The organism is Sphingobacterium spiritivorum (assembly GCF_016725325.1).
GTDB lineage: Bacteria > Bacteroidota > Bacteroidia > Sphingobacteriales > Sphingobacteriaceae > Sphingobacterium.
Genome location: NZ_CP068083.1, coordinates 847,688 through 863,156, shown reverse-complemented (window position 1 = coordinate 863,156; position 15,469 = coordinate 847,688). Strand labels below are relative to the sequence as shown.

Annotated in this window: 11 protein-coding genes and 5 tRNA genes; 15 read left to right on the top strand and 1 reads right to left on the bottom strand. The window is 39.8% G+C overall.

Annotated features, from left to right (window positions below; translation table 11 throughout):
• Positions 1-9 precede the first annotated feature (9 nt).
• Positions 10-531, top strand: coding sequence for an SAM-dependent methyltransferase (locus tag I6J02_RS03500; RefSeq protein ID WP_201680473.1), 522 nt, complete (start codon positions 10-12; stop codon positions 529-531).
• Here I6J02_RS03500 and I6J02_RS03495 read toward each other — a convergent pair whose 3' ends face one another.
• Complete coding sequence (locus I6J02_RS03495; protein WP_201680472.1) at positions 532-1,695, bottom strand: BamA/TamA family outer membrane protein; 1,164 nt, start codon at positions 1,693-1,695, stop codon at positions 532-534.
• A gap of 317 nt (positions 1,696-2,012) precedes the next feature.
• Between I6J02_RS03495 and I6J02_RS03490 the strand changes: the two genes are divergently transcribed.
• The 14 genes from I6J02_RS03490 to rpoC all read left to right on the top strand — a co-directional run bounded on the left by I6J02_RS03490 (position 2,013) and on the right by rpoC (position 15,415).
• Positions 2,013-2,085: transfer RNA gene (locus I6J02_RS03490), tRNA-Thr, on the top strand.
• A gap of 31 nt (positions 2,086-2,116) precedes the next feature.
• Positions 2,117-2,197 (top strand) — tRNA-Tyr (locus I6J02_RS03485).
• A gap of 58 nt (positions 2,198-2,255) precedes the next feature.
• Positions 2,256-2,328: transfer RNA gene (locus I6J02_RS03480), tRNA-Gly, on the top strand.
• A 90-nt stretch (positions 2,329-2,418) separates the two neighbouring features.
• A tRNA-Thr gene (locus I6J02_RS03475) sits at positions 2,419-2,490 on the top strand.
• Between the two features lie 61 nt (positions 2,491-2,551).
• Positions 2,552-3,736 carry an elongation factor Tu gene (tuf, locus tag I6J02_RS03470; RefSeq protein WP_002992774.1) on the top strand — a complete coding sequence of 395 codons (1,185 nt, stop codon included), beginning with the start codon at positions 2,552-2,554 and terminating at the stop codon, positions 3,734-3,736.
• Positions 3,737-3,895: 159 nt separating this feature from the next.
• Positions 3,896-3,966: transfer RNA gene (locus tag I6J02_RS03465), tRNA-Trp, on the top strand.
• A 22-nt stretch (positions 3,967-3,988) separates the two neighbouring features.
• A complete protein-coding gene (gene secE, locus I6J02_RS03460; protein ID WP_002992776.1) occupies positions 3,989-4,183 on the top strand; it encodes a preprotein translocase subunit SecE in 195 nt (64 codons plus the stop codon).
• A gap of 19 nt (positions 4,184-4,202) precedes the next feature.
• Positions 4,203-4,748, top strand: coding sequence for a transcription termination/antitermination protein NusG (gene nusG, locus I6J02_RS03455; protein WP_002992777.1), 546 nt, complete (start codon positions 4,203-4,205; stop codon positions 4,746-4,748).
• A gap of 191 nt (positions 4,749-4,939) precedes the next feature.
• Entirely contained in the window at positions 4,940-5,383 is a 444-nt protein-coding gene (rplK, locus tag I6J02_RS03450) for a 50S ribosomal protein L11 (protein ID WP_002992779.1), read from the top strand.
• A gap of 23 nt (positions 5,384-5,406) precedes the next feature.
• Positions 5,407-6,105 carry a 50S ribosomal protein L1 gene (rplA, locus tag I6J02_RS03445; RefSeq protein WP_037459808.1) on the top strand — a complete coding sequence of 233 codons (699 nt, stop codon included), beginning with the start codon at positions 5,407-5,409 and terminating at the stop codon, positions 6,103-6,105.
• Between the two features lie 2 nt (positions 6,106-6,107).
• A complete protein-coding gene (gene rplJ, locus I6J02_RS03440; RefSeq protein ID WP_201680471.1) occupies positions 6,108-6,626 on the top strand; it encodes a 50S ribosomal protein L10 in 519 nt (172 codons plus the stop codon).
• A gap of 78 nt (positions 6,627-6,704) precedes the next feature.
• A complete protein-coding gene (rplL, locus tag I6J02_RS03435; RefSeq protein WP_003011668.1) occupies positions 6,705-7,082 on the top strand; it encodes a 50S ribosomal protein L7/L12 in 378 nt (125 codons plus the stop codon).
• Between the two features lie 168 nt (positions 7,083-7,250).
• On the top strand, positions 7,251-11,060 hold the full coding sequence (gene rpoB / locus I6J02_RS03430) for a DNA-directed RNA polymerase subunit beta (protein WP_201680470.1): 3,810 nt from the start codon (positions 7,251-7,253) through the stop codon (positions 11,058-11,060).
• 74 nt (positions 11,061-11,134) lie between these two features.
• Entirely contained in the window at positions 11,135-15,415 is a 4,281-nt protein-coding gene (gene rpoC / locus I6J02_RS03425) for a DNA-directed RNA polymerase subunit beta' (protein WP_201680469.1), read from the top strand.
• Positions 15,416-15,469 lie beyond the last annotated feature (54 nt).

Below are 15,469 nucleotides of genomic sequence, written 5' to 3'. Positions count from 1 at the left end.
GTTTGTGGCATGATTTCCTTAAGATACAGACGTTCCAGATTTATACACGCTCTTACCTCAAATACCCGTCACGGTACACATTCTCCTTTTGTATACAGACTCACAGATGAAGCTATTTATCAGCGGTTGGCAACGGGAAATGAAGTCAGTCTGTCAGGTTGGAATAGGAAGAAAAAGGCTGTATTAGGACGTGTACTTCATCATCTACACATAGTTGCTGTCCATTCGTTAGCAGACAACGAAGGTCATGAGGATAAAGATAGTATGGAAACTTCGGAGGATTTTTTCAAAAATGCCATTTTAATCAGTAAGAATGAACTTCCGGAGCCCGAATTATTTAACCGCACCGGAAGACATACTATATATATATGGGATGAACCTTATCTCAGCAGAGAGAGGCAGAGAGCCTGGGAACAGGTTCAGCAGATAGAAAGGGTAACCTTGACCATAGATTTGTTTTATTTTGGTTTGATCATATTCCGAAAAGGTCAGCGTAAACAGAATTTTAAACTGAGGTTTCCCAGGTTCTGATTAAAAGGCCTCACTTATAGAGAGGTAAAATCCGGATTGTCTTTTTTCTCCCGGTCTTTTTTCTCCGAAAGAATAATCAAAACGAACGGTACTACTGTGTTCCAGACTAAAGAAATAACGGATACCCGCTCCGTAACTGGGCACAAGACGGATATCATGTTCTTTAGAAAATGTGCTGCCGGTGCCGCCAAAACCCGTTATACCAAAGCGAGGGTGGAAGCGATACCGTAATTCAGCTTGTCCGGCAATATAATTACGGTCTTTATATCTGCCCAGATAGTACCCACGCATTATATTATCTCCACCCAACTCCCTGTATTGATAAAAAGGTATGCGTTCTCCGAAAGTAGATCTGTAGATTCCCTGCATGGCTACAGAAAGCGTTTTTGAAACAGGGTAGAAGCCTCTGAGATCTATATCAAACAGATTACCTCTGAAATTTTCTTTACCCCAGAAGTCAGGTGCGTAGGCATAACGAAGTCTGGCGTAATATCCTTTGGTGGTAAATGTAGTTACATTTCGGGTATCAAAGAGCTGGGATATTCCAAAGGCAAGGAATTGACCTCCGGTTTTGCCGATGAGATCCTGCTGATCATATATTCCGCCGGTCTCCTGATCTTCGTATTTAAAATGCTCATAATTGATGTTGATCCCCGCATAATAAGAAGATGTAATCTTTTTTTCTACATCGATGCGTGCCCGGAACAGCTTCTGACCTATTTTATCTTCATCGGATTCCCAGGTATCGTTACCCAATCCGTAAAAATTGAAAGGCCAGTCGCGGTATCTGAATTCAGAAAGAATATGGTAATCGTTATTTTTTGTCCAGATATCACTGTTGAGTTTTATATTTTTTTGACTTTTTGTAGTCATTGTTCCCATTAAGATCAGACTTGAGGTGCGGTTTGTGAGATCAGATTTGTCTACATAAAAATTATAAGTGCCCGCAATTCCGTATTCGAAACCCGACTCTTGTGCATATCCGGCCGCCGGTAAAACCATAAAACTTGCCGATCTGGTCGAATCTTTTTCACTGGAAAGGAATTTATTTTTAAATTTTTGAACAAGATTCTGCTCCTGAGCATGAGAATTTGGAAGAAAAATTAAAAGAAAAACAGCCATGCTAATACTGCCAAGCACGGATTTGGAGATCAATTTTTGCATTTTCAAATATAGGATATTGGCCGGATTTAATAAATTGAAATCTTGGGCTGAAAATTATTCCCTTGCATATCAGATACATGGTTGTTATGGGGAAGTTTTTTTGCAAAAATATTTTTGTAATGTCATCGGAGTATCTATCTTTGCAACTCAAACAAACAGGGTCTATAAGTGTCCCGGAAGCGTTTGAAATGTTCTTTAAGTCGTTTGATAATAATTTTTAAATAAAACTTGCAGAAGTCAAAAATTAATCTGATTTTTGCACTCGCTGATCGAAACAGCATCGTTCTTAGAGAGTTTAAAAATATTAAAATATAGAAGCCTCCTTAGCTCAGCTGGTAGAGCAACTGACTTGTAATCAGTAGGTCATTGGTTCGATTCCGATAGGAGGCTCAAGAATTGCAATCTTAAATTGCAGGTATCTGGAGGGGTTCCAGAGCGGTCAAATGGGACGGACTGTAAATCCGTTGCTTCGGCTTCGAAGGTTCGAATCCTTCTCCCTCCACACCAAATCAGTTTACAAATCCGAGCTTGTTCAGCAAGCTTGGTGTTTGTAAGCAAAAGCGGAAGTAGCTCAGTTGGTAGAGCGATAGCCTTCCAAGCTATAGGTCGCGAGTTCGAACCTCGTCTTCCGCTCTCTTTTTATTATACGATTTAAGTCTCTGTCTCATTTGATATAATAATATCTTGCAGGTGGAGGCGTTTATCTATAAATGGCTTTTGAAAGCCGAAGTAGCTCAGGGGTAGAGCACTTCCTTGGTAAGGAAGAGGTCGTGGGTTCAAATCCCATCTTTGGCTCGTAATAACAACTTTTTTAGAAGAAAAAAAATAAAATTTTAATTTACTAATTCGCATAAACATGGCAAAAGAGAAATTTGACCGCAGTAAACCACACTTAAACATTGGTACAATCGGTCACGTTGACCACGGTAAAACTACTACAACTGCAGCTATCACTAAAGTATTAGCGGATGCAGGTTTATCAGAAGCTCGTTCATTTGATTCAATTGACTCTGCTCCTGAAGAAAAAGAACGTGGTATCACAATTAATACAGCACACGTAGAATACCAAACAGCTAATCGTCACTATGCGCACGTTGACTGTCCAGGTCACGCCGATTATGTAAAAAACATGGTAACAGGTGCTGCTCAGATGGATGGAGCTATCATCGTAGTTGCGGCTACAGATGGTCCAATGCCTCAGACTCGTGAGCACATTCTATTGGCTCGTCAGGTAGGTGTTCCTGCACTAGTAGTTTTCTTGAACAAAGTTGACTTAGTAGATGACAGCGAATTATTAGACTTAGTTGAAATGGAAGTTCGTGAATTATTATCATTCTACGAATACCCAGGAGATGATATTCCAGTAATCAAAGGTTCTGCTTTAGGTGCATTGAACGGTGAGCAACAATGGGTTGATTCAATCATGGAATTGATGGATGCTGTAGATAACTACATTCCAATCCCTCCACGTTTGACTGAACTTCCTTTCTTGATGCCAGTAGAGGACGTATTCTCGATCACAGGTCGTGGTACAGTAGCTACAGGTCGTATCGAAAGAGGTGTAATCAACTCTGGAGATCCAGTTGAGATCTTAGGTATGGGTGCTGAGAACTTGAAATCTACAGTAACAGGTGTTGAGATGTTCCGTAAAATCTTGGATTACGGTGAGGCTGGTGATAACGTAGGTTTATTGTTACGTGGTATTGAGAAAACTGATATCCGTCGTGGTATGGTTATCTGTAAACCAGGTTCAGTAACTCCTCACGATAACTTCAAAGCTGAGGTTTACGTATTATCAAAAGCAGAAGGTGGACGTCACACTCCATTCTTTAACAAATACCGTCCTCAATTCTATTTCCGTACTACAGACGTTACAGGTGAAATCACTTTAGCTGAAGGTACTGAGATGGTAATGCCAGGTGACAACGTAACAATCACTGTTAAGTTGATCAGTCCTATCGCAATGGAAAAAGGTCTACGTTTTGCAATCCGTGAAGGTGGTAGAACAGTAGGTGCTGGTCAGGTAACTGAAATCATTTAATCTGAAATAGATTAGAAATATAGAATAAGCTAATCAGCTGAGGCTGATTAGCTTATTTTTTCTAATGCAAAAGTGCATTAAGAAATAGTAAAAAAAAGTGAAAAATATTTGTTGCAGAGGTGTGAAAACGCTATATTTGCAACGTCAAAAACAAAACCCACGGGCATAGTTCAATGGTAGAATAGAGGTCTCCAAAACCTTTGATCAGGGTTCGAATCCTTGTGCCCGTGCAAACTATAGATAAACTATAAAATGGCGAAAGTACTAGATTTTTTTAAAGACTCTTATGAAGAGATCACACAGAAGGTGACTTGGCCTACATGGGCTCAGTTGCAAAGTTCAGCTGTGATTGTACTTATTGCTTCTCTTATCATCGCTCTTCTAGTTTTTGTGATGGATAAAGCGTCGAGCAACGTATTAGAGTTGTTGTACGGTATTACTTCATAATTTTTTCAGTATTTAATTTATGGCAGATCAAAGTTTAAAATGGTACGTGGTTCGTGCTGTAAGTGGAAAGGAAAAGAAAGTAAAGCAATATATTGATGCTGAGATTAGTCGCTTAGGAATCCAACACCTGGTTGCTCAGGTACTTATTCCAATGGAAAAGTATTACCAGATGCGTGATGGCAAGAAAGTGGCAAAAGAACGTAACTACTACCCTGGATATGTGTTGATAGAAGCATCTCTTGATGCAGAAACAGAGCACGTAATCAAAAATATCAACAGCGTAATCGGTTTCTTAGGAGATAAGGCCGGAAACGCTATTCCGTTGCGTCCAAGCGAGGTGAACCGCATCTTAGGTAAAGTAGATGAGATGGCTGAGCAAGGAGAGACAATCAACGTACCTTATTATGTTGGTGAAACGGTGAAAGTAAACGATGGTCCGTTTAACGGATTTACCGGAGAAATCGAAGAAGTTCACGAAGACAAGAAAAAGCTGATTGTAATGGTTAAAGTCTTCGGAAGAAAAACCCCATTAGAACTTAACTACATGCAAGTAGAAAAAGAATAAACAAAAGAAAAGAGGAGAATTAAAGTTTCCTCTTTTCTTTTGTTATTTATTTTTTGTATTTCACAAAAATATAGTATATCTTTGCACCTCATTTGATGCTTGATTTTGGTCGGGTATCAATGAATAAATAAATGTTACGTTATATGCTTCCAACTTACTAACAAACATTTAATAATTAAATTCAGAACAAAATGGCAAAAGAAGTCAGTGCGTTAGTAAAATTACAAGTTAAGGGCGGAGCTGCAAATCCATCGCCACCGGTAGGACCTGCATTAGGTGCTAAAGGTGTTAACATTATGGATTTCTGTAAGCAATTTAACGCTCGTACGCAAGACAAACCAGGCAAAGTATTACCTGTTGTCATTACAGTTTACAGCGACAAGTCTTTTGATTTTATCATCAAAACTCCTCCGGTAGCAATCCAGTTAAAGGAAGCTACAGGGTTGAAAAGCGGATCTGGAGAGCCTAACCGTAAGAAAGTAGCTTCTGTTACTTGGGATCAGGTGAAAACAATCGCTGAGGATAAATTGGTAGATTTAAACGCATTTACTGTAGAAGCAGCTATGCGTATGGTAGCTGGGACAGCACGTAGTATGGGTATTACCGTGTCCGGTAATGCACCCTGGAACAATTAATTAACGAAATCAGTTTAAGAAAAGTGGCTAGATTAACAAAAAATCAAAAAGCGGCACTATCCAAAATTGAAGCTGGTAAAGCATACTCTTTGAAAGAAGCTTCGGCTTTAGTAAAAGAGATATCATTAACCAAATTTGACGCTTCTGTGGATATCGACGTTCGTTTAGGCGTAGATCCTCGTAAGGCAAATCAAATGGTTCGTGGTATTGCAACTTTACCTCACGGAACTGGTAAGACTGTTCGCGTTTTAGTTTTATGTACTCCTGATAAGGAAGAAGAAGCTAAAGCAGCAGGTGCAGATTTCGTAGGTTTAGATGACTATATCAGTAAAATCGAAGGCGGTTGGACTGACGTTGATATCATTATTACCATGCCTAGTGTTATGGCTAAAGTAGGTAAATTGGGCCGTATTTTAGGACCAAGAAACTTAATGCCTAACCCTAAAACTGGTACAGTAACTACAGAAGTAGGTAAAGCTGTAACAGATGTTAAAGGTGGTAAAATCGATTTCAAAGTTGACAAAACAGGTATCATCCACACTTCGATTGGTAAAGCGTCGTTCGATGCAGATAAGATTTATGATAACGCATTAGAGGTATTACAAACTATCTCTCGTTTGAAACCATCTGCAGCTAAAGGAACATACTTTAAGAGCATTCACATTTCATCAACTATGAGTCCTGGTATTCATGTTGAGACTAAATCAGTAGCGGGAATTTAATCATGAGAAAAGAAGAAAAACAAGAAATTGTTCTAGCTTTGGCCGAGCAGATTAAATCATACGGTAATTTTTATATTGCTGACACTGCTGATTTAAGCGTTGAAAAGGTGAATGGCATTCGTCGCAAATGTTTTGAAAGCGGTATTGAAATTAAAGTAGTGAAAAACTCTTTAATTAAAAAAGCATTAATCGAAGCAGGTGTTGATTCGGAAGAGATCTTTGGTACACTGAAAGGTGCATCTACTTTAATGTTCTCGGAAGTTGGTAACGCTCCTGCTAAATTAATCAAGCAGTTACGCAAAGAAGGTGATAAACCTCTTTTGAAAGCAGCTTATATCGATTCAGCAGCATTTGTTGGAGACGGTCAATTGAATACATTAGTGAATCTTAAGTCTAAAAATGAACTTATCGCTGATGTTATCGCATTGCTTGAATCTCCAGCTAAGAATGTTATTTCAGCTCTTCAGTCAGGCGGAAATACAATTTCGGGCTTAGTAAAAGCTTTAGAAGAAAGAGGCTAACGAATCCTCTCTAACAGAAACATTCGTTATTATTTAATTAACAAAAATTTTAAAAGTAAATTCAAAAATCAAAATAAAATGGCAGATTTAAAACAACTTGCTGAACAGTTAGTGAACTTAACAGTAAAAGAAGTTAAAGAATTAGCTGATATCTTAAAAGATGAGTATGGTATCGAGCCTGCTGCTGCTGCTGTTGCAGTTGCTGCTGCTCCTGCTGAAGGTGGCGCAGCTGCTGCTGAAGAGAAAACTTCATTTGACGTTATCTTGAAAGAAGCTGGTGGTCAGAAATTAGCAGTAGTTAAATTGGTTAAAGATTTAGCTGGTCTAGGCTTGAAAGAAGCTAAAGATTTAGTTGACGGAGCACCTAAAGAATTAAAAACTGGTGTTTCTAAAGACGAAGCTGAAGCTTTGAAAAAACAATTAGAAGAAGCTGGAGCTGTTGTTGAGATCAAGTAATCTCACATATTAAGCACCTTAAAGGTTTAGACTCTGACGGTATATCCATCAGAGTCTATTCCTATTTTAACACACCACTATCAGTTATGTGTGCTGTTGCATAATTGAAAATGTGAATTAAGCAGCATATAGTTAGCTCAGTTTTTTTAAACTAAAATTCTTATTCCCTTGGCAAACAATAATATTCAAAAAGAAAGAGTAAATTTTGCGACAAGTAAGAAGGTTATCGATTATCCTGATTTCTTGGATGTACAATTACAGTCTTTCAAGGAGTTTTTTCAATTAGAAACTACTTCTGACAACCGCCATCAGGAAGGGCTGTTCAAAGTATTTTCGGAAAACTTCCCTATTTCTGATTCAAGAAACATTTTTGTGCTTGAGTTTTTGGATTATTTTATTGATCCTCCCCGTTATGATATACAAGAGTGTATCGAGCGTGGTCTTACTTATAGCGTTCCTTTAAAGGCAAAATTAAAGTTATCTTGTAATGATGAGGAACACGAAGATTTCGAAACCATTGTTCAGGATGTATATTTGGGAACTATCCCGTATATGACTCCTAAAGGTACCTTCGTTGTAAATGGTGCAGAGCGTGTGATCGTTTCACAATTACACCGTTCACCAGGCGTATTCTTCGGTCAGAGTAGACACACAAATGGTACTAAACTTTATTCTGCAAGGGTTATTCCTTTTAAAGGATCTTGGATCGAATTTGCAACAGACGTAAACAACGTCATGTATGCGTATATCGATCGTAAAAAGAAATTCCCAGTTACAACTTTATTACGTGCTATCGGGTACGATTCAGACAAGGATATCTTAGAATTGTTTGATCTTGCAGATGAAGTTAAAGTTAGTAAGTCTGGTCTTAAGAAATACGTTGGCCGTCGTCTGGCAGCCAGAGTATTGAAAAAATGGGTAGAAGATTTCGTGGATGAAGATACAGGTGAAGTTGTATCTATCGACCGTAACGAAATTATCCTTGAACGTGAAACTGTTTTGGAAGAAGATCACATTGATTTTATCATCGATGCAGGAGTGAAATCTGTCATTCTGGCCAAAGATGATGCATCGAACAATGCGGACTATTCTATTATATATAATACCCTTCAGAAAGATACGTCTAACTCAGAAAAAGAAGCGGTAGAGCATATCTATCGTCAGTTACGTAACGCTGAACCACCTGATGAGGAAACTGCTCGTGGTATCATCGATCGTTTGTTCTTCTCTGACAAACGTTATGATCTGGGGGATGTTGGTCGTTACCGTATCAACCGCAAATTGCAATTAGATACTCCGGCAGATACGAAAGTATTGACTCGTGAAGATATCATTGCGATCGTAAAATATCTTATTAATCTGATCAACTCTAAAGCTGAGGTCGATGATATTGACCACTTGTCTAACCGTCGTGTTCGTACGGTAGGTGAGCAGTTATATGCACAGTTTGGAGTAGGTCTGTCTCGTATGGCCCGTACTATACGTGAGCGTATGAATATTCGTGATAACGAAGTATTTACACCTACAGACCTGATCAATGCACGTACATTATCGTCCGTCATCAACTCGTTCTTCGGAACAAATCAGCTGTCTCAGTTCATGGACCAAACAAATCCATTGGCCGAGATTACGCACAAACGTCGTTTGTCAGCTTTAGGTCCAGGTGGTCTTTCCCGCGAAAGAGCCGGATTTGAGGTTCGTGACGTTCACTACACACACTACGGTCGTCTTTGTACTATCGAAACTCCGGAGGGACCGAACATCGGTTTGATCTCTTCTCTGGCTGTTCACGCTAAAATCAATAACCTTGGTTTTATCGAAACACCATACCGTAAAGTAGAAGAAGGTCGTGTAGTAGTGGAAGAGCCTGTTATCTATCTGTCTGCTGAAGATGAAGATGAGAAAACAATTGCTCAGGCAAATGCTATCTATGATGAAAAAGGAAATTTCGAAGATCCGAAAGTAAAAGCAAGATATGAAGGTGACTTCCCGATTATCGAACCTGAGAAACTGGATCTTATGGACGTTTCTCCAAATCAGATTACTTCGATTGCTGCATCACTGATTCCTTTCCTGGAGCATGATGATGCCAACCGTGCCCTGATGGGATCAAACATGCAGCGCCAGGCGGTGCCATTGTTACGTCCGCAGGCGCCTATCGTTGGTACAGGTCTTGAAGGTCGCGTAGCACGTGACTCCCGTACACTGATCAATGCAGAAGGAAACGGTGTCGTAGAATATGTAGATGCTGAAGAAATCAAGATCCGTTATGATCGTACGGAAGACGATCGTTTGGTATCATTTGATGATGATATCAAAACATATAAATTGATCAAATTCAAGAAAACCAACCAAAGTACATGTATCAACCTGAAACCGATCGTCAGAAAAGGTCAGCGTGTTGAAAAAGGGCAGGTACTATGTGAAGGTTATGCTACTGAAGATGGTGAATTGGCATTAGGACGTAACCTAAAAGTAGCTTTCATGCCTTGGCAGGGATATAACTTTGAGGATGCGATCGTAATCTCTGAGCGTGTAGTAAGTCAGGATATCTTCACTTCTCTTCACATTGAAGAATTTGAATTAGAGGTTCGTGATACAAAACGCGGTGAAGAGGAACTTACAGCAGATATTCCTAACGTTTCGGAAGAAGCAACCAAAGATCTGGACGAAAACGGTATTATCCGTATCGGTGCAGAAGTTGGTGAAGGAGATATTCTGATTGGTAAGATTACGCCTAAAGGTGAGTCAGACCCTTCTCCAGAGGAGAAATTACTGAGAGCAATCTTTGGTGATAAAGCCGGAGACGTAAAAGATGCTTCTTTGAAAACTCCTCCTTCAATCAAAGGGGTTGTTATTGATACCAAGTTGTTCTCTCGTGCGAAAAAAATGTCTAAAGAAGTAGAGCGCAAAACGCTTGAAAAATTGGAAACTACACACGACAGAAATGTTAAAGTATTAAAAGATCGTCTGATTGATAAATTATTTACAATCGTAAATGGTAAAACAAGTCAGGGTATCTATAATGTGTACAAAGAATTATTAGTGCCAAAAGGAGCTAAATTCACACAAAAAATACTTGCTGATCTGAACTACGATAACATCAACCCAACAGGTTGGACTACAGATGAAGACAAAAACGAATTGATCAAAGCTGCACTTCACTTCTTCAACATTAAGTTGAACGAAGAACTTGGAGCATTCAAACGTGAGAAATTCGCAATCTCAGTAGGGGATGAGCTTCCTTCCGGAATCGTACAAATGGCTAAAGTTTACGTGGCTAAGAAACGTAAATTGAAAGTTGGGGATAAAATGGCGGGACGTCACGGTAACAAAGGTATCGTTGCACGTATCGTACGTGATGAAGATATGCCATTCTTAGAAGATGGAACTCCTGTTGATATCGTGTTGAACCCACTAGGGGTACCTTCACGTATGAACTTGGGACAGATCTATGAAACTGTATTAGGTTGGGCAGGTCAGAAATTAGGTGTCAAATTTGCAACGCCGATCTTCGATGGTGCAGAGCCGTCAGAAGTTGAAGGATGGATCGCTAAAGCTGGATTACCAGCTTCTGGTAGAACTTATCTTTACAACGGATTGACCGGAGACCGTTTCGATCAGCCGACAACTGTAGGGGTGATCTATATGTTGAAATTAGGTCACATGGTGGATGATAAAATGCACGCACGTTCTATCGGACCATACTCATTAATTACACAACAACCTCTGGGTGGTAAAGCTCAGTTCGGTGGTCAGCGTTTTGGTGAGATGGAGGTTTGGGCACTTGAGGCATTCGGAGCATCTAACATCTTACAGGAGATCTTGACCGTGAAATCAGATGATGTTGTAGGTCGTGCCAAAACTTACGAAGCTATCGTAAAAGGTAACAACTTGCCAACTCCATCCGTACCGGAATCGTTTAACGTATTGGTACATGAGTTACGCGGTTTAGGTTTAGATATTACATTAGATTAATTAAGCAATAGAGCTTAAGAGGTTTCGAAATCCTCTTAAGCTTCTTTATACAGCTTTAACTTTGGAATAAAAGTATGTCTTACAAAAAAGATAATAAAATTAAAAGCAACTTTACGTCAATCACCATTAGCTTGGCGTCACCGGAAACAATCTTAGAGCGTTCCAGTGGTGAAGTTGTAAAGCCGGAAACGATTAACTATCGTACCTACAAACCAGAACGTGATGGTTTATTCTGTGAGCGTATCTTCGGTCCTGTAAAGGATTACGAATGTCACTGTGGTAAATACAAACGTATCCGTTATAAAGGTATCGTATGTGACCGTTGTGGTGTAGAAGTTACAGAGAAAAAAGTACGTCGTGAGCGTATGGGACACATCAATCTGGTAGTTCCTGTAGCGCATATCTGGTACTTCCGTTCACTTCCTAACAAAATTGGTTATTTATTAGGTCTTCCAACCAAAAAACTGGATATGATTATCTATTACGAGCGTTATGTCGTAATCCAGGCTGGTATTAAAGAAGAAGATGGTATCAACTACATGGACTTCCTTACTGAGGAAGAATACCTGGATATCTTAGATACATTACCGAAAGAAAACCAATACCTTGATGACAACGATCCTCAGAAATTCGTTGCCAAAATGGGAGCAGAAGCATTAGAAGAATTATTAAAACGCCTTAACCTGGATCAGTTATCATATGATCTTCGTCACCAGGCTGCTAATGAGACTTCACAACAACGTAAAAATGAGGCATTAAAACGTCTTCATGTTGTAGAGGCTTTCCGCGGAGCAAATGAGCGTATTGAAAATCGTCCGGAATGGATGATCGTGAAAATCGTTCCGATTATTCCACCGGAATTACGCCCGTTAGTTCCTTTGGATGGTGGTCGTTTTGCGACTTCAGATTTAAATGACTTATACCGTCGTGTTATTATCCGTAATAACCGTCTGAAACGTTTGATCGAAATCAAAGCTCCGGAAGTTATCTTACGTAATGAAAAACGTATGCTTCAGGAAGCTGTGGATTCCCTGTTTGATAACTCACGTAAGGTGAATGCTGTGAAAACAGAAGGTAACCGTGCGTTGAAATCACTTTCTGATATTCTGAAAGGTAAACAAGGTCGTTTCCGTCAAAACTTATTAGGTAAACGTGTGGATTATTCGGCTCGTTCGGTAATCGTCGTTGGACCTCATTTGAAATTACACGAATGTGGTCTTCCTAAAGATATGGCTGCAGAGCTTTACAAACCGTTTATCATTCGTAAGATGATCGAAAGAGGTATTGTAAAAACTGTAAAATCAGCTAAAAAAATCGTTGATCGTAAGGATCCGGTAGTATGGGATATCCTGGAAAATGTATTGAAAGGTCACCCTGTATTATTAAACCGTGCACCTACGCTTCACCGTCTGGGTATCCAGGCTTTCCAACCTACATTGGTAGAGGGTAAAGCGATCCAGTTACACCCGTTAGTGTGTACTGCATTCAACGCCGATTTTGACGGTGACCAGATGGCTGTTCACTTACCATTAGGTAATGCTGCTGTATTGGAAGCACAAATTCTGATGTTGGCTGCACACAATATCCTTAACCCTGCAAACGGTTCTCCGGTAACAGTACCTTCTCAGGATATGGTACTTGGTCTTTATTATATCACTAAAGGCCGCAAAACTGCTGAAGATAAAGTTGTAAAAGGGGAAGGAATGTCATTCTACTCTGCAGAAGAAGTTATTATTGCTTTGAATGAGAAGAAAATTGACTTGCACGCTTTCATTAAAGTAAAAACTAAAGTAAGAAATAAAGACGGTGAAATCGTTGATACCTTATTGGAAACGACTGTAGGTCGTGTAATCTTTAACCAGATTGTTCCTGAGGAAATGGGTTTCATCAACGAATTGTTGACTAAAAAATCACTTCGTAATATCATCGGTGAGATCGTGAAAACTACGGGTATGGCCCGTGCAGCGAAATTCCTGGATGATATGAAAGAATTAGGATTCCAGACAGCATTCAAAGGTGGTCTTTCCTTTAACTTACAGGATTTAAATATTCCGGCTGCAAAAGCTGATCTGATCCAACAAGCGACGAACGAGGTTGAAGAGGTAATGGGTAACTATAACATGGGTTTCATTACAAACAACGAACGTTACAATCAGATCATCGATATCTGGACACGTATTAACAACAAACTGACAGCACACGTAATGGACATCCTGTCTAACGACAATCAGGGATTCAATTCTGTGTACATGATGCTTGACTCCGGAGCCCGTGGTTCCAAAGAGCAGATTCGTCAGTTGTGTGGTATGCGTGGTCTGATGGCTAAACCTCAGAAATCAGGTGCTTCAGGTGGTGAAATTATCGAAAATCCGATTCTTTCTAACTTTAAAGAAGGTCTGTCTGTCCTTGAGTACTTTATCTCTACTCACGGTGCGCGTAAAGGTCTTGCCGATACAGCATTGAAAACAGCCGATGCGGGTTATCTGACTCGTCGTTTACATGACGTTGCACAAGATATGATCGTAGTTGAACAGGATTGTAATGGTCTGAGAGGTATCTATACGACAGCCTTGAAAGACAATGACGATATTGTAGAACCATTATACGACAGAATCTTAGGCCGTGTATCTTTATACGATGTATTAGATCCTGAAACTAACGAGATCATTGCATTTGCGAATCAGGATATTTCAGAAGAAATAGCGGAACGTATTGAAAATGCAGGTATCGAAGGTATCGAAATCCGTACCGTATTGACTTGTGAGTCTAAACGCGGAGTATGTGCTTCATGTTACGGACGTAACCTTGCATCCGGTAAACGTGTTCAGTTAGGTGAAGCTGTCGGTGTTATTGCTGCACAATCTATCGGTGAGCCGGGTACACAGTTAACACTTCGTACGTTCCACGTGGGTGGTACGGCATCTAACATTGCTGCTGAATCTCAAATTTCAGCAAAACATGAAGGTGTCATCGAATTTGAAAACGTACGTACTGTATCTCAGGAAGGTGAAGATGGTACACACCAGGTGGTATTAGGCCGTTCAGGTGAGCTTCGTGTTATCGAGCCTACAACTAAAAAAGTTCTTTATCAACAAAATATTCCTTACGGTTCACAATTATATGTGAATGCAGGTGATAAAGTTGAAAAAGGTGCACGTTTGGTATCATGGGATCCGTACAACGCCGTGATCATCTCTGAGTTCAGCGGTAAAGTTGAATTTGATGCGATCATCGAAGGGGTAACATTCCGTGAAGAATCAGATGAGCAAACTGGTCACAAAGAGAAAGTTATTATTGAAACGCGTGATAAAACGAAAAACCCTACAATCAAAGTCCTTGATCTGAAAGGTGAAGTCGTTCGTTCATACAATATTCCGGTTGGAGCTCACGTTTCGGTATCTGACGGTCAGAAAATCAAAGAAGGTGCGATCTTGGTTAAGATCCCTCGTTCTACTGGTAAGACCCGAGATATTACGGGAGGTCTTCCACGTGTAACAGAATTATTCGAAGCTCGTAATCCTTCAAATCCAGCTGTAGTAACAGAGATTGACGGTGTAGTAGCATTGGGTGGTGTAAAACGTGGTAACCGTGAGATTTCTATTGAATCTCGTGACGGCCAGATCAAAAAATATCTTGTTCCACTTTCGAAACACATCCTTGTACAGGATAATGACTTTATTAAGGCTGGTATGCCTTTATCAGACGGTTCGATCTCTCCTGCAGATATCTTATCAATCAAAGGTCCTTCCGCAGTACAACATTATATCGTAAATGGTATACAAGAGGTTTACCGTCTTCAGGGGGTAAAAATCAACGATAAGCACTTCGAAACAATCGTTCACCAAATGATGCAAAAAGTGAATATCGAGGATCCGGGAGATACACGTTTCTTAGAAAAAGAAGCAGTAAACAAATGGGATTTCATGCAAGAGAACGACTCACTATACGACAAAAAAGTTGTTGTAGAAGCAGGAGACTCTAATGATCTTCGTCCTGGTCAGATTGTTACGCTACGTAAATTACGTGAAGAGAACTCCAGCCTGAGACGTCGTGACCTGAAATTAGTAGAAGTAAGGGATGCTATCCCAGCGACTTCAAGTCCATTGTTGCAAGGTATTACCAGAGCTTCATTAGGTACTAAATCATTTATCTCTGCAGCATCCTTCCAGGAAACAACGAAAGTGTTGAATGAGGCAGCTATCGCAGGTAAACGTGATGATTTATTAGGACTTAAAGAAAACGTAATCGTAGGTCACCTGATTCCTTCAGGTACAGGTTTACGTGATTATGGCAATATTATCGTAGGTTCCCGTGAGGAATACGATCAATTGTTAGCTTCGAAAGAAGAAGATTAATTAATCTTGCTGATATAAGAAAAGGGGTAACAATCTGATTGTTACCCCTTTTTT